This window comes from Rhodococcus sp. LB1 (assembly GCF_001583455.1).
GTDB lineage: Bacteria > Actinomycetota > Actinomycetes > Mycobacteriales > Mycobacteriaceae > Rhodococcus_F > Rhodococcus_F opacus.
On sequence record NZ_LTCZ01000415.1, the window covers coordinates 18,069 to 36,213 of the forward strand.

An 18,145-nucleotide genomic window follows, 5' to 3' on the forward strand; every position below is an offset into this window, starting at 1 on the left:
CAGGTGAGGAGGCGGAACGATGCCCAATGAGCAGATCGAGTCGGAGACTCGCTGGAGCACAGTAAGCGACGAACCGCAGACCAATTCCGAAGCAGGCGCAGCGGACGGCGTCTGTGTTCAAGAAGTCTGTGTGCAAGAAGGCAGTGTGAAAGAAATTCCTGTGCCGGAACTCGTCGCACAGGAAGTCGAGACGACGGGCCCCCGCCCGGCGTTGAGTCTGGTGACCGGTTTCGACGAACTGTTCGAGACCATCGAGGATCAGTGGCAGGAACGCGCGCTCTGTGCGCAGACCGACCCGGAGGCCTTCTTCCCCGAAAAGGGAGGCTCCACCAGGGAAGCGAAGCGCATCTGCCTGGGCTGTGAGGTGCGGGACGAGTGCCTCGACTACGCACTGGCCAATGACGAGCGGTTCGGTATCTGGGGCGGCCTGTCGGAGCGTGAGCGCCGGCGCCTGAAGCGGGGGATCGTCTAGTTCAGTCTTCGTCGCCCGGCAAATCCGGGTCGATGACCTCGGGTTCGACTCCGAGGTACGTACTCACCTGCTGTACGAGCACGTCGTGCACCAGGTCGGTGAGGTCGTCCGGGTCCTTGGCGCGCTGTTCGAGCGGTCGTCGGAACAGGACGACTCGCGCCCGCGTCGTGGATCCGTGCCGGTCGATGCCGGCCGGGATCAGTCGGGACAGTGGCACGGGCCCGTCCGCCACGACCTCGGCGGGCCAGTTGACCGAATCCGGGTCGAGCGCATGAATCTTCGGGACCTCGTCGACAGCGATGTCCAGCTTCGTCAGGCGTTCGCGCCAGCGCGCGTCGATCGGCGCGAATGCCTCGAGCACCACCAGATCGAACTTCTCTGCGCGGCTCCGTCGTGCCGGCGCGTCCGGAGGAAACACGGAGCCGCGGATTCCCCGTCCCCGTCGGTCGACGGATCGGGTGGTCACGGGACGCCTGCGTCGTGCTCTGGACATGGTGTGGACATTACGACAGCCGCACACTCTCGGTGTGTCCGAGTAGGTGTCGGGCCTTCGTGGGGCTAGGCTTCCTAGCTGTGAGATCTCTGCGTCGATGCTGCCGCCCCGGGTGCAAGAACCCCGCTGTCGCGACGCTCACGTACGTCTACTCCGACTCCACCGCCGTCGTCGGCCCGCTTGCCACGGTCGACGAGCCGCACTCGTGGGATCTGTGCGAAACGCACGCGTCGAGGATCACCGCACCCAAGGGCTGGGAACTGGTTCGGTACGAGGGTGGGTTCTCGTCGAGCACCCCGGACGAGGACGATCTGACCGCGCTGGCGGAGGCCGTGCGGGAGGCGGGCCTCGGCGATCGCGGGCGGTCCGAACGGGCCGTGTCCACCGAGGATCGCGCGGAGACCGGCACCCAGCCCAGCCCGGCGCGCACCGGTCGTCGCGGCCACCTGCGGGTACTTCCCGACCCTTCCAACTGACGTCCAGCCTGCCTCCGGGCCTGCGGTCCGCGGCGTGCCGTGCCCGCGACGGGCAGGCATTAGGCTTGCGCCAGCACTGGTGCTCGTAAAGGAGAAACAAGAAGTGGCGCGAACAGCCGAGTCCGTACATGCCGTGATCAAGGCTTACGACGTGCGGGGTGTCGTCGGTGAACACATCGACGCCGCGTTCGTGCAGGACGTGGGTGGCGCATTCGCACGACTCGTTCGCGAGGACAGCGCCACGAAGGTCGTGATCGGCTACGACATGCGCGCGTCGTCCCCGGAACTGGCCCGCGCATTCGCCGACGGCGTCACCGACCAGGGCCTGGACGTCGTCCTCATCGGACTCGCGTCCACCGATCAGCTGTATTTCGCTTCGGGGCTGTTCGACTGCCCGGGTGCGATGTTCACGGCGAGCCACAACCCGGCGAAGTACAACGGCATCAAGCTGTGCCGCGCAGGCGCGAAGCCGGTGGGCCAGGAGACGGGCCTCGCCACGATCGCGGCCGAGGTCGTCGACGGGGTTCCCGCGTTCGACGGCGCTCCCGGCACGGTGTCCGAGGAGGACGTGCTCGAGCAGTACGCGAGTTTCGTCCGCGGACTGGTGAACCTCTCCGACCTCCGCCCGCTGACGGTGGCCGTCGACGCGGGCAACGGCATGGGCGGGCACACCGTCCCCGCCGTGTTCGAGCCGATGCCGGTGAAGCTGGAACCGCTGTACTTCGAGCTCGACGGCACGTTCCCGAACCACGAGGCGAACCCGCTCGACCCGGCCAACCTCGTGGACCTGCAGCGGTACGTCCGTGAGACCGGTGCCGACATCGGTCTGGCGTTCGACGGCGACGCCGACCGCTGCTTCGTGGTCGACGAGCTCGGCAACCCGGTGTCGCCGTCCGCCGTCACAGCCCTGGTCGCCGAGCGGGAGCTGGCCAAGGAGCCCGGCGCGACCGTCATCCACAACCTCATCACGTCCCGCGCGGTGCCGGAGCTGGTGACCGAGCTGGGCGGACACCCGATCCGCACCCGGGTGGGGCATTCGTTCATCAAGCAGCAGATGGCCGAGACGGGCGCGATCTTCGGCGGCGAGCACTCCGCGCACTACTACTTCCGCGACTTCTGGGGCGCCGACTCCGGCATGCTCGCCGGACTGCACGTCCTCGCGGCACTGGGGGAGCAGGATCGTCCGCTGTCCGAGCTGATGGCGAAGTACGAGCGGTACGCGGCGTCGGGCGAGATCAACTCGACCGTCGCGGACGCCGCCGAACGGACCGACGCGGTGCTGTCGGCGTTCGCCGAGCGCACCACGGACGTGGATCGGCTCGACGGTGTCACGGTCGCACTGGCGGACGGCGCGTGGTTCAACTTGCGGGCCTCCAACACCGAACCGCTCCTGCGACTCAACGTGGAGGCGGCGACGGCGGCCGAGGTAGATGCACTCGTTACCGAGATACTGGGCATCGTCCGAGCCTGACTGCCATAGTTGGAAGTACAGGTTCTGCTCGTGCTGCGGATGTGGCTTGCACTGATGAAGAAAGGGGGTGCGGTGTCATGACAGCGCCGACGCCCCTGGTCGATCTGGACGACGGGGACGCACTGGTTGCGGCGGACACCGAGGGTGTGTTGCGATCCGCCGCCATGGGGGGTGCCCAGATCCGGGCCACCCGGTCCGCGGTCGAGGAGGGGGCGCTCGAACGACTGCAGGGGCTGCGTCCGCGCAGTGTGGTGGTGGTGACCGGTGCGGGGCGGGCCAGCCGCGGGGCGGCGATCCTGACGGCGGTCCTCGCCGAACGGATCGGTTTCCCGCTGGTGCGCGCCACCCGGACCCCCGTGTGGGTGGGCCCGCTCGACGTGGTCGTGGTGGCCGGCGACGACGCAGGCGACCCGCGGCTCGTGCAGGCCATCGACGCGGCGGTGCGCCGCGGCGCCGAAGTGGTGGTGGCGGCACCGGACGAGGGACCCTTGCAGGCCGCGGCGGCCGGACGCGTCGTCATGTTCGCGCCGCGGGTCCGGGCACTCACCCGGCACGGTCTGCTCCGGTACTTCGCCGTTCTGCTGGCCGTCCTCCGGGTGGTCGGTTCGGAACGCTGGGGTGACGAGGTTCCCGACCTCGAGCAGATCGCCGACGCCGTCGACGGTGAGGCGCTGCGCGACAGGCCGAACAGCGAGGTGTTCCACAATCCCGCGAAATCGTTGGCCTCCCGCATGCAGGGACGCCGTATCGTGCTCACGGGCGATACGGAGAGCACGGTGGAACTGGCCCGGCACGGCGCCGAGGCGCTGCTGCACGCGGGCCGGGTGGCGACCGCGTCGGAGCTTCCGGACGTTCTGAGCGCGGCGGGCACGTTCCGTGTCGACCAGGCGCTCTCCGCGCACGACTCGATATTCCACGATCCCGAGTTGGACGGTCCACCGTCGGCGAGCCCGGTGCGCACGTTCGTGTTGTCGGCCGACGCCGATCGGATGCTCGTCGAACGCCGGATCGCCGCTCTGGGCGACGTCGATCTCGTCGTCGCGTCCTCGGACGAGGGTCAGGTTCCGTCGCAGCGTCCCGAGCTGGAACAGGCGGCGGTTCTCGTCGGCAGGCTCGACATGACTGCCGCGTATCTCCAGTTGATCGGCGGTATCTAGTGCACCGACTCGAAGGTGCGCTCCGGTCCTACGCGTGGGGATCGCGCACAGCCATCGCACAGCTGCGTGGACTTCCGGTTCCCACGGCGCATCCGGAGGCGGAACTGTGGTTGGGCGCGCACCCGGGTGACCCGGCCCGCGTCCTCACGGAGGAGGGCCCCCGGTCCCTTCTGGACCTGGTGCACTCGGAACCCGAACGCCAGCTCGGCAAGCGGAGTGTGGAGACGTTCGGCGAACGTCTCCCGTTCCTGCTGAAGTTGCTCGCGTCGGAGGAACCACTGTCGTTGCAGGCCCATCCGAGCGCCGAGCAGGCGTGGGAGGGTTTCGCCCGGGAGAACGAAGCGGGAATTCCGCTCGAATCCTCGGTGCGCAACTACAAGGACGCCAGCCACAAACCGGAACTCGTCGTGGCCCTCAGCCGGTTCCACGCGCTCGCCGGTTTCCGGGACCCGCAGCGGACCGTCAAACTGCTCGAGGCGATCGCGGTTCCGGAGCTGCAGCCCTACGCCGGCCTGATTGCCGGGCAACCCGACTCGGACGGTCTCCGCGCGTTGTTCACCACGTGGATCACGTTGCCGCAGCCGGTGCTCGGCGCACTGATGCCGAGGGTGCTCGACGGATGCGTCGCCTATCTGTCGAACACCAAGGACGGTGAGTTCGCGGCGGAGATCCGCACCGCCCTCGAATTGAGTGAGGTGTACCCGGGGGATGCGGGGGTGCTGGCCGCGCTCCTCCTGAACCGGGTCACCCTCGAACCAGGGCAGGGCCTGTACCTCGACGCGGGCAACCTCCACGCCTACCTGCACGGGATGGCCGTCGAGATCATGGCCAACTCCGACAACGTGCTGCGCGGGGGACTCACGCCCAAGCACGTGGACGTTCCGGAGTTGCTGCGCGTCCTCGACTTCGACACCGTCGACATTCCGATACTGGAAGCGGAAGAACGCCCGGGCCGTGGCGAATTCGTGTACTCCACACCGGCGCCGGAATTCGTCCTCGCGCGGATCGATCTGTCGCCGGACGGCCCCACGGAGCACCGGCTCGACTCGGAGGGGCCCCACATTCTGCTGTGCACCTCGGGTTCGGTGGAGTTGCGGTGCGGAACCGATGCCCTCGACCTGTCCCAGGGCAACGCCGTCTGGATCGCGGCCGAGGACCCCGAAGTCGTGGTGACCGCGGGCACCGAGTCCGCCCAGTTGTTCAGTGCGAGGGTCGGCCCGCCGATCGCGTAGCCTGTGACCCGCCCTGCGATCCGAGAAGGGCTCCGCGGCCCGTCGTGAGGGTCGTGTGCGACCGAGAGGAGAAGTCAGTTGTCGGCTCATGGGGGAAAGAAGGCGATTCTCGCCGCGCTCGGCGCCAATGCCGGTATCGCGGTAGCCAAGTTCGCCGGCTTCCTGATCACCGGCTCGTCGTCGATGCTGGCGGAATCCGTGCACTCGGTGGCCGACACCTCCAACCAGGGCCTGCTCCTGCTCGGCCAGAAGAAGGCCGAACGCGCCGCCGACGACCTGCACCAGTTCGGTTACGGGCGTAGCCGCTACTTCTACTCGTTCGTCGTCGCGCTCGTGTTGTTCAGCCTCGGTTCGCTGTTCGCGATCTACGAGGGCATCCACAAGATCCAGCACCCCGAGGAACTCACGTCGCCCCTCGTGGCGGTGGTCATCCTGGTAATCGCCATCGGGCTCGAGGCGTTCAGCTTCCTCACCGCCGTGCGGGAGTCGCGTCCCCTCAAGGGGCAGGCGAGCTGGTGGGGATTCATTCGCACGTCGCGCAGCCCGGAGCTTCCCGTCGTGCTGCTCGAGGATACCGGCGCACTGGTCGGTCTGGTCCTCGCGCTCGGTGGTGTCGGACTGACGATGCTCACCGGGGATCCGGTGTGGGACGGTGTCGGCACCCTCTGTATCGGCGCCCTGCTCGGAATCATCGCGATCATCCTCATCGTCGAGATGCAGAGCCTGCTGATCGGTGAAGGAGCCACCGCCGACGAGGAGTCGCGCATTCTCGCCGCCCTCGTCGACGGCGAGAAGATCGAGCGCGTCATCCACTGCAAGACGCAGTACCTCGGACCCGAGGAAATTCTCGTGGCCGCGAAAGTGGCGGTGGCCGCCGGATCGGACATCAGCGCCGTCGCCGAGGCCATCGACGAGGCCGAGGCGCGAGTGCGCGGCGCGGTCCCCGCGGCTCGCCGCATCTACATCGAACCCGACCTGTTCCGGGCAACCGAAGGCATAGGCTGAACGGCAACTTTCGATTGAGGAGGCTGATGTGGCCATCCAGGACAAAGGCAGCGGAGAACCGCACCTAGGCGGCAGGCCGACCGGATTGTTCCGCACCAAGTCGATCGAGCAGTCGATCCGAGACACGGACGAACCGGAAACCAAACTCCGCAAGGATCTGACGGCGTGGGACCTGACCGTCTTCGGCGTGGCCGTCGTCATCGGTGCCGGCATCTTCACGCTCACCGCGCGCACCGCAGGCAACGTCGCCGGTCCGTCCGTGTCGGCGGCGTTCGTGATCGCCGCCATCGCGTGCGGGCTCGCCGCGCTCTGCTACGCCGAGTTCGCCTCGACCGTTCCGGTCGCGGGCAGCGCGTACACGTTCTCGTACGCGACTTTCGGTGAGCTGATCGCGTGGATCATCGGCTGGGACCTCATCCTCGAATTCGCGCTCGCCGCGTCGGTCGTGGCGAAGGGCTGGTCGCTCTATCTCGGTGAGGTGATCGGCAACCACACCCCGGTGGCGCAGCTCGGCTCGGTCACGTTCGACTGGGGTGCGGTACTCATCGTCGCGATCATCACCGTCGTGCTGGCGACGGGCACCAAGCTGTCGTCGCGGGTCTCACTCGTGATCACCTCGATCAAGGTGGCCGTGGTGCTCGTCGTGGTGGTGGTCGGCGCGTTCTACATCGACACCGACAACTACTCCCCGTACATCCCTCCGTCCGAGGCGGGCAGCACGGGCGAGGGCATCCACCAGTCCCTGTTCTCCTACGTCACGGGCGCCGGCGGCAGCACGTTCGGCTGGTACGGCCTGCTGGCGGCGGCGAGCCTGGTGTTCTTCGCGTTCATCGGTTTCGACATCGTCGCCACCACCGCCGAGGAGACGAAGGATCCGCAGAAGGCGTTGCCCCGCGGAATTCTGGGATCGCTGCTGATCGTGACGATCCTGTACGTGGCGGTGACGCTGGTGCTCACCGGCATGGTCGACTACCACGAATTGGCCGGGGACAGTTCCAATCTGGCCACCGCTTTCGGCATCCACGGGATCACGTGGGCGAAGAACCTGATCTCGTTCGGTGCGCTCGCGGGCCTCACCACCGTGGTGATGGTGCTGATGCTCGGGCAGACCCGGGTTCTGTTCGCCATGTCCCGGGACGGACTGATGCCCAGGCGCCTGGCGCCGACCGGCAAGCACGGCACACCTGTTCGGATCACCGTGCTCGTCGGTGTCGTGGTTGCCGTGCTCGCGGGCATCTTCCCGATCGGCACCCTCGAGGAAATGGTCAACATCGGAACGCTGTTCGCGTTCGTCCTCGTGTCGATCGGCGTGATCGTGCTGCGCCGGACACGACCGGACCTGCCCCGCGGATTCCGTGTCCCACTGGTTCCGTGGGTGCCCATCCTCGCCGTCCTCGCCTGCCTGTGGTTGATGGTGAATCTGTCGGTCGAGACGTGGATCCGGTTCATCGTGTGGATGGCGCTCGGCGTGATCATCTACTTCGCCTACAGCCGCCGCCATTCGATGATGGAGAGACGAAGCCGCGGCGAGGTCTGACACGCAACGGGATTCGGCGTCCGGTGGCCGGAGCGGCAGTACCGGGCGAGTACCCCGGAGGCGGCGGGCACTAATGTCTTCGCCATGACTTCGTCGCGTGTCCGGGTGCCCTATCAGGAGGCTGCGCGGCTGCTGCTGCGTCAGTCGGTGCTCGATGCGATGCGGGATCTCCTGTTCGAGAAGGACTGGTCGGACATCACGATGTCGGATGTCGCGGCCGGTGCCGGGGTGAGCAGGCAGACGCTCTACAACGAGTTCAAGTCGCGGCAGGGGCTGGCGGAGGCGTACGCCCTCCGGCTGGCCGACGAACTGGTCGACGCGGTCGACGAGGCGCTCGAGGCGAACGTCGGGGAAGGCCGCGCCGCGCTGCTTTCCGGATTCACCGCGTTCTTCGCAGCCAGCCTGTCCGACCCGCTCGTGCAGTCACTTCTGCGCGGCGAGACCAAGCCCGATCTGCTGCGTCTGATCACGACCGAGAGCGCGCCGATCATCGAGCGGGCGTCGACGCGGCTCGCCGACGTTTTCCAACGGGGCTGGGTGCGGGCGAACCCGTCGGACGCGGGGATTCTCAGCCGCGCCATCGTGCGCCTCGCTATGAGTTACATCTCGATGCCACCCGAATCCGAGGCCAACGTCGCCGAGGATCTGGGTGCTCTTCTGGGGCCTTTCGTGGACGAGGCGGTCGACGGGGCCGATCGGGAGTGACCGCCCCGCGGCGCAGCCTCACGTGAGTGTGACCCTCGGGCCGCAGTACCGATAGCCTTGACCGAAACAGCAGTCAACCAGGAGAGGCAGATGACGACCTCAGTTTCAACCACGCCCGTGGCCGAGAGCCGAAACGGGATCGATTTCAAGGTGGCGGACCTTTCGCTCGCCGAGTTCGGCCGCAAGGAGATCCGGCTCGCCGAGCACGAGATGCCGGGACTGATGGCGCTTCGCCGCGAGTACGCAGAGGTGCTGCCGCTCAAGGGTGCTCGCATTTCCGGTTCGCTGCACATGACCATCCAGACGGCCGTCCTCATCGAGACGCTCACCGCGCTGGGCGCCGAGGTCCGCTGGGCCTCGTGCAACATCTTCTCGACGCAGGATCACGCCGCCGCCGCGATCGTCGTCGGCCCGCACGGCACGCCCGAGGCGCCGCAGGGCACCCCGGTCTTCGCGTGGAAGGGCGAGACGCTCGAGGAGTACTGGTGGGCCGCCGAGAAGATGCTCACCTGGCCGGACGCCGACAAGCCCGCGAACATGATCCTCGACGACGGCGGCGACGCCACGATGCTCGTCCTCAAGGGCGCGCAGTTCGAGAAGGCCGGCGTCGTGCCGCCCACCGACGACGAGCAGGATTCCGACGAGTACAAGGTGTTCCTCGCCCTGCTGCGTCAGTCCCTCGAAGCGGACAAGACCAAGTGGACCAAGGTTGCGGAGTCGGTCCAGGGCGTCACCGAGGAGACCACGACCGGTGTCCTGCGTCTCTACCAGGTCGCGGCCGCCGGTGAACTCACGTTCCCGGCCATCAACGTCAACGACTCGGTCACCAAGAGCAAGTTCGACAACAAGTACGGCACCCGGCACTCGCTGCTCGACGGCATCAACCGCGGCACCGACGTCCTGATCGGCGGCAAGGCCGCGCTCGTTTGCGGTTACGGCGACGTCGGCAAGGGTTGCGCGGAGGCTCTGCGCGGGCAGGGTGCCCGCGTCGCGGTCACCGAGGTCGACCCCATCAACGCCCTCCAGGCGCTGATGGACGGCTTCGAGGTGAAGACGGTCGAGCAGGCCATCGGCTGGGCCGACATCGTCATCACGTCCACGGGCAACAAGGACATCATCACGTTCGAGCACATGAACCAGATGAAGCACCAGGCCATCCTGGGCAACATCGGCCACTTCGACAACGAGATCGACATGGCCGGCCTCGAGCGTTCCGGCGACGTCACCCGCATCAACATCAAGCCGCAGGTGGACGAGTTCCGGTTCAAGGACGGCCACTCGATCATCGTGCTGTCCGAGGGCCGCCTGCTGAACCTCGGTAACGCCACCGGCCACCCCTCGTTCGTGATGAGCAACAGCTTCTCCAACCAGGTGATCGCGCAGATCGAACTGTGGACGAAGCCGGAGGAGTACGACAACGAGGTGTACCGCCTCCCGAAGCACCTCGACGAGAAGGTCGCGAAGATCCACGTCGAAGCGCTCGGTGGCACGCTCACCAAGCTCACGAAGGAGCAGGCGGAGTACATCGGCGTCGACGTCGAGGGCCCGTTCAAGCCTGAGCACTACCGGTACTAGAGATCGCGGCGTCCCCCGGTCCGTCGCGTACGGGCCGGGGGATACCCTTCTTCCTCGTGGGAAAACTGATTGCGCTGGAAGGCCTGGACGGCGCGGGCAAGCGAACACTCGTCGGCTCAGTGGTGACACGCCTCACCGAACAGGGCCTGGCGGTCGGCACCCTCGACTTTCCGCGGTACGGCAGGTCCGTGCACGCCGATCTGGCGTCCGAGGCGCTCAAGGGCGCGCACGGTGACCTCAGCGACTCCGTGCACGCGATGGCCGTGATGTTCGCGCTGGACCGGTCCGGCGCCGTCGGGGAACTGTCGGCGCTGCTCGCCGAACACGATCTGGTGATTCTCGACCGCTACGTGGCGTCCAACGCCGCGTACGGTGCGGCCCGGTTGCATCAGGGGGCGGACGGGGAGTTCGTCGGCTGGGTGGGGAACCTCGAATTCGAGCGGCTGGGGCTGCCCCGGCCCGACCTGCAGCTGTATCTGGACGTTCCCGTGGCACTCGCCGAGCAACGCGCCCGCGGCCGTGAATCGGCGGATGCGAGCCGGTCGCTCGACGCCTACGAGCGCGACCGTGGACTGCAGGAACGCACCGGCGAGGTGTACCGGGAGCTGGCCGTGAAGGACTGGATTTCGCCGTGGTGGGTGCTCACCCCGGACACCGATCCGGTCACGCTCGCCGAAAACCTGGCACTCTTGAGTGACGACACGGCACGCCGTGACGAGAAAGAACACGGCACGCCGTAACGGCGAACGGGCTGTTACGGCCTCCGAAGATGCAACGATAGGGACATGAAGCCAAGGATTCTGGTTGTCGACGACGACACTGCGCTCGCGGAGATGCTCACGATCGTCCTCCGCGGCGAAGGATTCGATCCGTATGTGGTGGGGGACGGGACCCAGGCGCTCACCGCGGTCCGGGAGACACGCCCGGACCTGGTGCTGCTCGACCTGATGCTGCCCGGCATGAACGGCATCGACGTGTGCCGGGTCCTGCGCGCCGATTCCGGTGTCCCCATCGTGATGCTGACCGCGAAGACGGACACCGTCGACGTGGTCCTCGGATTGGAATCCGGCGCGGACGACTACATCATGAAGCCGTTCAAGCCGAAGGAGCTGGTGGCGCGGGTCCGGGCACGGCTTCGCCGGACCGAGGACGAGCCGGCCGAGCTGCTCAGCATCGCAGACATCGTCATCGACGTCCCCGCCCACAAGGTGAGCCGGGGCGAAGAACTGATCTCCCTCACCCCCCTCGAGTTCGACCTCCTGGTGGCTCTGGCGCGCAAACCGCGACAGGTGTTCACCCGTGAGGTCCTGCTCGAGCAGGTGTGGGGTTACCGACATGCAGCCGACACCCGACTGGTCAACGTGCACGTTCAGCGTCTGCGGGCCAAGGTCGAGACTGATCCCGAGAATCCCGAAGTGGTTTTGACGGTCAGGGGGGTCGGCTACAAGGCCGGACCGCCGTGACAGGTGTTTCCCGATGGCGGCGTCGTGTCAACCGACGCGTTTCGCCGATCCTTCGGTGGGGTCACTCACTGAGCAATACCCTCGCGCACACGTGGCGTCGTTCGCTGCAGCTGAGGGTCGTCGTCTCGACGTTGACGTTGTCGCTCATCGTCATCGTCGTGCTCGGCGTCGTGCTGACGAGCCAGATCACCGACCGTCTGCTCGAAACGAAGATCAACGCGGCGACCGAGGAGATGGACCGTGCCCGCAGCACGGTCGAGGGGCAGCTGGCAGGCGCGGACGACAGTAGTTCGCCCACCACCCAGCTCGACGGTGCCCGGGCGGCGCTGACGAACAGGGAGCCCGACGCCGGTCAGGCGTCGGGGTCGGCGGGAACGTTCGATCCTGTGCTGATCGTGCCCGGTGACGGCCCTCGCGCACCGACGTCCAGCGGTCCGGCGGACCAGATCCCGGAGTCACTGCGGGCGTTCGTCCAGGCCGGTCAGGTGGCCTACCAGTTCGCCACGGTCAACGATCCCGAAGGCTATTCGGGGCCGGCGCTGATCGTCGGGAGCCCGACCGCATCCGCGATCTCCACGCTCGAGCTGTATCTGGTGTTCCCGCTGGCCAGTGAGGACCGCAGTCTGTCGCTGGTTCGCGGCACGCTGCTGGTGGGTGGTGCGGTGCTGGCCGTGCTGCTCGCGGCCATCGCGCTCCTCGTCGCCCGGCAGGTGGTTCTGCCGATCCGGTCGGCGTCCCGGATCGCGGTGCGCTTCGCCGACGGCCGGCTGAAGGAACGCATGCCCGTGCGCGGCGAGGACGACATGGCCCGGCTGGCGATGTCGTTCAACGAGATGGCGGAGAGCCTGTCCAAACAGATCACCCAGCTCGAGGAGTTCGGAAACCTCCAGAAGAGATTCACCTCCGACGTGAGCCACGAGCTGCGGACACCGCTGACGACGGTGCGCATGGCGGCCGATCTCATCCACGACGGCAGCGACGATCTCGACCCTGTGCTCCGGCGGTCGTCGGAGTTGCTGGTCGCCGAACTCGACCGGTTCGAGGGGCTGCTTGCCGACCTCCTCGAGATCAGCAGGCACGACGCCGGTGTCGCGGAACTGGCCGCCGAGCAACTCGACGTCCGGATGTGTGCGCGTGCAGCGGTCTCGACGGTCCGTCACCTGGCGCGCGAGAGCGGGACCGAACTGATCGTGGACCTGCCCGATCAGGCAGTCATGGCCGAGGTGGACCCGCGTCGCGTGGAACGCATTCTGCGGAACCTCCTCGCGAACGCGATCGATCACGGAGAAGGCAAACCGGTGCTGCTGCGCCTGCGCGCCGACGACAGCGCTGCGGCGTTCATCGTGCGCGACCAGGGCGTGGGGCTGCGGCCGGGCGAGGAGAAGCTGGTGTTCAACAGGTTCTGGCGGTCCGATCCGTCGCGTGTGCGACGGTCGGGCGGTACCGGCCTCGGGCTCGCGATCAGTGTGGAGGACGCGAATCTCCACGACGGCAGGCTCGAGGCGTGGGGCGAACCCGGCCAAGGCGCCTGCTTCCGGCTGACGCTGCCGCGGGTGCGGGGCCGCAAGGTCGTGTCGAGCCCGCTGCCGTTGAAACCGGGAACCGCGAAATACGTTCAAGGGCAGCCTGTCCCGGGCGACACCACGTTGCCGGTGCGCAACGAGAGCCCGGAGACGGTGGCCGACGAATCCCGCACGGTTCCCCAGAAGCGCGAGCGTGCGCACGTCGGTGACCGAGACGGTTCGCACCTTCCGGAGCAGGACCTGTGACGCCCCGTCGGCGATCCGCCCTGCTGTCGCGGTCGGTGTGCGGAGCGATCGTCCTCGCGGTGCTCGTGACCGTCAGCGGGTGCGCGAGCCTCCCGGATTCCTCCACACCGCAGGCGATCGGCACGATCAACCGTGACTCGCCGGGATCGAGCGTCGCGGCCCCCGCGCCGGGGCGTGAACCCGACCTGCTGCTCCGCGACTTCTTCAAGGCCAGCACGGACCCGACCGACCGGCATCTGGCGGCCCGCCAATTCCTCACCGCCGGGGTGTCCGGCAGCTGGGACGACGCGGCCAGCGCGACCATCGTCGACAAGGTCGACGTGCTGCCGGAGACCCGGTCCGCCGAGAAGGCGACGTACACGATCCGCGCCAACAAGGTGGGGCAGCTCGAGCCCGGCGGACTGTACGTGGCGGAGGAGGGCAGCTTCGAGACGAAGATCAGCCTCGAGCTACTCGACGGGGAGTGGCGGATCTCCGAGCTCCCCGCCGGCGTGATCCTGGACCGGGCACAGTTCCTGAACACCTATCAGCGCAAATCGCTGTACTTCCTCGATCCGGCCGGGACGACGGTCGTGCCGGATCCGCGCTGGGTGTCGGGCGCCCAGGACCAGATGGCGTCGCAGCTGATCGGCCTGCTGATCGACGGGCCGAAGGCCGCCCTCACCCCGGCCGTGCGCAACGAGCTCGGCGACGGCGTGTCGGTGCGGGGCCCGATCACGAAGGCCGACGGCCGCACCGCGCAGGTGGGGGTGGGGCTCGGCGGCATCCGGATCGATTTCGCCGGCGTGCCGCCCATGGACGCGCAGGCGAAGCAGCTGTTCGCGGCACAGGTGATCTGGACGCTGGCCAACGCGGAGATCTCGGGCCCCTACGTGCTGCTCGCCGACGGCGAGCCCTTCGACGAGCGGTTCCCGAACGGGTGGACCACCGCCGACGTCGCGTCGATGAATCCGTTCGCGACCTCGAGCGCCACCGTGGGGCTGCACGCGCTGCGCGAGGGGTCGATGGTGAGCGTCACCGAGACCGGCGTCACGCCGGTGCCCGGGTACTTCGGTTCGGCCCGCAACATGCGTTCGCTCGCGCTGTCGCAGGACGGAAAGCTGGTCGCCGCGGTCGCGGACACCGGACGTCCCGCCCCGGAACCCGCGAGTTCGCTGATGGTCGGCGCCTACGAGGACGGTGCCGCGTCGGTGCTCGAAGGCGGCGCGATCACCCGCCCGACATGGGCGCCCGACAATTCGGCGATCTGGGCAGCGGTCAACGGCAACACGGTGATTCGGGTGTTGCGCGAGCCCGGCACCGGCCGGACGTCGGTGGTCAACGTCGACGCCGGCGCCGTCACCGCGCTGGGTGCCACGATCACCGAGTTGCGGCTGTCCCGCGACGGGGTGCGCGCGGCACTGATCGTCGACGGCAAGGTCTACCTCGCGATCGTCACCCAGATGCCGGGTGGTGAGTACGCTTTGACGAATCCCCGAGCGGTCGCGATCGGTCTGGGCAGCCCAGCGCTGTCCTTGGACTGGAGCACGAGCGACACGATCGTCGTCGCGCGCGCGGCCTCGGACATCCCGGTCGTGCAGGTGGCCGTCGACGGTTCGCGGATGGACGCGCTGCCGAGCCGTAACCTGACCGCGCCGGTGGTGGCCGTGGACGCGTCGACGACCACGGAGTTCGTCGCCGACTCCCGGGCGGTGTTCCAGTTGAACAACAACGATCCGGCGGGCGACCGGTACTGGCGGGAGGTTCCCGGATTGACGGGTGTGAAGGCGATCCCGGTCCTGCCGGGCTGAGGCTGTCGGTGCGGTCGCCGATACTGCCCGCATGCGCGCCCTGCCCGGCCTCCGGAGCCTGCTCGACCTGATCCTGCCCGCCGAATGCGGCGGGTGCGGGGTGCCGGGCACTCAGTGGTGTGCTCGCTGCGCCACGGAGTTGGCCGACGACCCCGTGCTGCTCCGGCCCCGCGTGGATCCCGGGGTCGGGGTGTGGGCCCTCGGACCGTACTCGGGTGCCCGCCGTCGGGCCGTGATCGCCGCGAAGGAACGCGGGCGGCGTGATCTCGCTGCGCCCCTCGGATCCGCCGTCGCGGGCGCCGTGGGCCGTCTGCAGCAGTGGGGTGAACTCGACCCGCCGGACGTGGCCCCGGTGGTTCTGGTGCCGGCTCCGACGCGTCCCCGGGCCGCCCGTGCACGCGGCGGCGACCCCGTCACCCGGATCGCCGTCGCCGCGGTGGGAGGCAGACGCGTGTGCCCCGCGCTCGTGATGCGACGCGCCGTGCGCGATTCGGTCGGACTGAGCGCAGATCAACGTCGAGTAAACCTCGAGGGTGGTGTCCGGTTGACGCGCAGCGGTCAAGTATTCGCGCGGCATCTCGCGTCGGAACCGGATGCACTGCACCGCATCTCGGTGGTCCTGCTGGATGACGTGTCGACCACCGGGGCGACCGCCGCCGAGTCGGTCCGGGTGCTGTCGCGAGTGGGTATCCGAGTGAGCGCGGTGGTCGTCGTGGCGGGTGTCAGATGAAATTCTGCCGAACAGTGGCACTCGCGCGCGTTACGTACTAGCGTCGCGGACACACCCGAAAACACAGGTAGGAGGTGGAACTTCGAACCTGGTGCCGGGCGGACCCCCTTCCGGCATTGCTCAAACTCGCCGCCGCCCATCAAGGGGCGGGGCCGTAATCGGGAGGTACGAGTGACGACCCCTTCGCAAGCCTCGGTTTTCGTCGACGACCGCACAACGGATGCACAAGAGAAGACGGATACCCCCAACGCCGAGATCGTCGTCAAGGGACGCAACGTCGAGGTACCCGACCACTTCCGCGTGTACGTCTCCGAGAAGCTGTCGCGCCTCGAGCGCTTCGATCCCTCCATATTCCTGTTCGATGTCGAACTTCACCACGAACCCAATCGACGCCAGAGGAAAAACTGCCAGCGCGTCGAGATCACTGCCCGAGGCAAGGGGCCGGTAGCCCGAGCCGAGGCATGCGCCGACAGCTTCTATGCAGCATTCGAGTCGGTGACCGCCAAGCTCGAGAGCAGGCTCCGCCGCACCAAGGATCGCAAAAAGGTCCACTACGGGGAAAAGACCCCGGTGTCGGTGGCGGAGGCCACCGCCGCACTCGCCGAGGACGACAGTCTCGGCATCAGTCCCGACATCTCCCTGGACGGTCAGATGCCGGACGAGCACACACCGGGTCATGTCGTGCGTACCAAGGAACACAAGGCCACGCCGATGACCGTCGACGATGCTTTGTACGAGATGGAGCTGGTAGGACACGATTTCTTCCTGTTCCACGACAAGGAGTCGGACAAGGCGTCCGTCGTCTACCGGCGGCACGCGTTCGACTACGGATTGATCCGTCTGGCGTGATGTACTCCCGTTCCGCCTGACGATCCGAGCGGTCGGTCTACTCGTCCGATCGCGGAAGCGCCTACCATGGAATCCGGCCGGGGTTCTCGGACCTCCGGCCGGATTTTGTGTGTCACCCATCCACTGCCGAAGATTGAGGACGAACAAGACTGTGCCGTCGCTGTCGCTATCGAAGCTGCTCCGTGTTGGTGAAGGTCGCATGGTCAAGCGGCTCAAGCACATCGCCGACCACGTTTCCTCGCTGTCGCCCGAGGTCGAAGACCTGACCGACGAGCAACTCCGCGCGAAGACCGAGGAGTTCCGCGCCCGCTACCGCGACGGCGAGACGCTCGACGAGCTGCTGCCCGAGGCGTTCGCGGTCGCCCGCGAGGCGTCCTGGCGGGTCATCGACCAGCGGCACTTCCACGTGCAGATCATGGGCGGCGCCGCCCTCCACTTCGGCAACATCGCCGAGATGAAGACGGGTGAGGGCAAGACCCTGACCTGCGTCTTGCCCGCGTACCTCAATGCGATCGCCGGTGACGGCGTGCACGTCGTCACGGTCAACGACTACCTCGCCAAGCGCGACTCCGAGTGGATGGGCCGCGTCCACCGCTTCCTCGGCCTCGACACCAGCGTGATCCTGTCCGGCATGTCGCCGGCCGAGCGTCGCGCAGCCTATGCGGCCGACATCACATACGGCACCAACAACGAGTTCGGGTTCGACTACCTGCGCGACAACATGACGCACTCCCTGGACGATCTCGTCCAGCGCGGTCACAGCTTCGCCGTCGTCGACGAGGTCGACTCCATCCTCATCGACGAGGCCCGGACCCCCCTCATCATCTCCGGCCCCGCCGACGCCTCGAGCAAGTGGTACGCGGAATTCGCGCGCATCGCGCCGCTGCTCAAGCGTGACGTGCACTACGAGGTCGACATCCGCAAGCGCACCATCGGCGTCCACGAGGCCGGCGTCGAGCTCGTCGAGGACCAGCTCGGCATCGACAACCTGTACGAGGCCGCCAACTCGCCGCTCGTGAGCTACCTGAACAACGCCATCAAGGCCAAGGAGCTCTACACGAAGGACAAGGACTACATCGTCCGCGACGGCGAAGTGATCATCGTCGACGAGTTCACCGGCCGCGTCCTCGTCGGCCGACGCTACAACGAGGGCATGCACCAGGCGATCGAGGCCAAGGAGAAGGTCGAGATCAAGGCCGAGAACCAGACCCTCGCCACGATCACGCTGCAGAACTACTTCCGTCTCTACGACAAGCTGTCGGGCATGACGGGTACGGCCGAGACCGAGGCCGCCGAGCTGCACCAGATCTACAACCTCGGCGTCATCCCGATCCCCACCAACCGGCCGATGGTCCGCGTCGACAACGGCGACCTGATCTACAAGACCGAGGAAGCCAAATTCGACGCCGTCGTCGACGACG

General features: G+C 67.5%; 16 protein-coding genes and 1 pseudogene. 16 read left to right on the forward strand and 1 reads right to left on the reverse strand.

All coding sequences use genetic code 11. The features are described 5' to 3' along the window. Positions 1-211: 211 nt before the first annotated feature. Complete coding sequence (locus AZG88_RS42100) at positions 212-472, forward strand: WhiB family transcriptional regulator (RefSeq protein ID WP_166680705.1); 261 nt, start codon at positions 212-214, stop codon at positions 470-472. Between the two features lies 1 nt (position 473). Here AZG88_RS42100 and AZG88_RS42105 read toward each other — a convergent pair whose 3' ends face one another. Beyond that, positions 474-965: a metallopeptidase family protein gene (locus AZG88_RS42105; RefSeq protein ID WP_029539455.1), complete on the reverse strand. Its 492-nt coding sequence runs from the start codon at positions 963-965 to the stop codon at positions 474-476. 80 nt (positions 966-1,045) lie between these two features. Here AZG88_RS42105 and AZG88_RS42110 point away from each other — a divergent pair, with 80 nt between their 5' ends. The 15 genes and pseudogenes from AZG88_RS42110 to AZG88_RS42180 all read left to right on the forward strand — a co-directional run. Continuing rightward, positions 1,046-1,441, forward strand: a complete 396-nt coding sequence (locus AZG88_RS42110; protein ID WP_025432287.1) for a DUF3499 domain-containing protein — start codon at positions 1,046-1,048, stop codon at positions 1,439-1,441. Between the two features lie 103 nt (positions 1,442-1,544). Next, positions 1,545-2,912, forward strand: coding sequence for a phosphomannomutase/phosphoglucomutase (locus AZG88_RS42115; protein ID WP_025432288.1), 1,368 nt, complete (start codon positions 1,545-1,547; stop codon positions 2,910-2,912). A 77-nt stretch (positions 2,913-2,989) separates the two neighbouring features. Further along, a complete protein-coding gene (locus AZG88_RS42120) occupies positions 2,990-4,069 on the forward strand; it encodes a hypothetical protein (RefSeq protein WP_025432289.1) in 1,080 nt (359 codons plus the stop codon). Further along, complete coding sequence (gene manA / locus AZG88_RS42125) at positions 4,069-5,301, forward strand: mannose-6-phosphate isomerase, class I (protein WP_005240047.1); 1,233 nt, start codon at positions 4,069-4,071, stop codon at positions 5,299-5,301. The genes AZG88_RS42120 and manA overlap by 1 nt, the downstream gene beginning before the upstream one ends. Positions 5,302-5,379: 78 nt before the next feature. After that, positions 5,380-6,306: a cation diffusion facilitator family transporter gene (locus tag AZG88_RS42130; protein WP_005240048.1), complete on the forward strand. Its 927-nt coding sequence runs from the start codon at positions 5,380-5,382 to the stop codon at positions 6,304-6,306. A 28-nt stretch (positions 6,307-6,334) separates the two neighbouring features. Beyond that, positions 6,335-7,843 (forward strand): amino acid permease, encoded by a 1,509-nt coding sequence (locus tag AZG88_RS42135; RefSeq protein ID WP_005240049.1) that lies wholly within the window; start codon positions 6,335-6,337, stop codon positions 7,841-7,843. Positions 7,844-7,927: 84 nt separating this feature from the next. Continuing rightward, entirely contained in the window at positions 7,928-8,548 is a 621-nt protein-coding gene (locus AZG88_RS42140) for a TetR/AcrR family transcriptional regulator (protein ID WP_005240050.1), read from the forward strand. Positions 8,549-8,638: 90 nt separating this feature from the next. Next, complete coding sequence (gene ahcY, locus AZG88_RS42145) at positions 8,639-10,123, forward strand: adenosylhomocysteinase (RefSeq protein ID WP_061041179.1); 1,485 nt, start codon at positions 8,639-8,641, stop codon at positions 10,121-10,123. Between the two features lie 56 nt (positions 10,124-10,179). Then, the gene (locus AZG88_RS42150) at positions 10,180-10,863 is read left to right on the forward strand and encodes a dTMP kinase (protein WP_061041178.1); all 684 of its coding nucleotides are present in this window, start codon (positions 10,180-10,182) and stop codon (positions 10,861-10,863) included. Between the two features lie 45 nt (positions 10,864-10,908). Continuing rightward, positions 10,909-11,586, forward strand: coding sequence for an MtrAB system response regulator MtrA (gene mtrA, locus AZG88_RS42155; protein WP_005240059.1), 678 nt, complete (start codon positions 10,909-10,911; stop codon positions 11,584-11,586). After that, positions 11,583-13,355, forward strand: a complete 1,773-nt coding sequence (gene mtrB / locus AZG88_RS42160; RefSeq protein ID WP_005240060.1) for an MtrAB system histidine kinase MtrB — start codon at positions 11,583-11,585, stop codon at positions 13,353-13,355. Before mtrA ends, mtrB begins: the two co-directional genes overlap by 4 nt. Next, positions 13,352-15,145, forward strand: a complete 1,794-nt coding sequence (gene lpqB / locus AZG88_RS42165; RefSeq protein WP_061701066.1) for an MtrAB system accessory lipoprotein LpqB — start codon at positions 13,352-13,354, stop codon at positions 15,143-15,145. Before mtrB ends, lpqB begins: the two co-directional genes overlap by 4 nt. Before the next feature lie 31 nt (positions 15,146-15,176). Beyond that, entirely contained in the window at positions 15,177-15,875 is a 699-nt protein-coding gene (locus AZG88_RS42170; RefSeq protein WP_061041176.1) for a ComF family protein, read from the forward strand. 171 nt (positions 15,876-16,046) lie between these two features. Further along, positions 16,047-16,724 carry a ribosome hibernation-promoting factor, HPF/YfiA family gene (gene hpf / locus AZG88_RS42175; RefSeq protein ID WP_005240066.1) on the forward strand — a complete coding sequence of 226 codons (678 nt, stop codon included), beginning with the start codon at positions 16,047-16,049 and terminating at the stop codon, positions 16,722-16,724. 151 nt (positions 16,725-16,875) lie between these two features. Further along, positions 16,876-18,145, forward strand: a pseudogene (locus tag AZG88_RS42180) (preprotein translocase subunit SecA); the annotation flags it as partial.

Bases quoted from the DNA above. Each gene is read 5' to 3' on its own strand.
- AZG88_RS42120 (WP_025432289.1), top strand. From the start codon at position 2,990: ATGACAGCGCCGACGCCCCTGGTCGATCTGGACGACGGGGACGCACTG.
- AZG88_RS42140 (WP_005240050.1), top strand. From the start codon at position 7,928: ATGACTTCGTCGCGTGTCCGGGTGCCCTATCAGGAGGCTGCGCGGCTG.
- mtrA (WP_005240059.1), top strand. From the start codon at position 10,909: ATGAAGCCAAGGATTCTGGTTGTCGACGACGACACTGCGCTCGCGGAG.
- AZG88_RS42170 (WP_061041176.1), top strand. From the start codon at position 15,177: ATGCGCGCCCTGCCCGGCCTCCGGAGCCTGCTCGACCTGATCCTGCCC.
- AZG88_RS42105 (WP_029539455.1), bottom strand. From the start codon at position 965: ATGTCCAGAGCACGACGCAGGCGTCCCGTGACCACCCGATCCGTCGAC.
- ahcY (WP_061041179.1), top strand. From the start codon at position 8,639: ATGACGACCTCAGTTTCAACCACGCCCGTGGCCGAGAGCCGAAACGGG.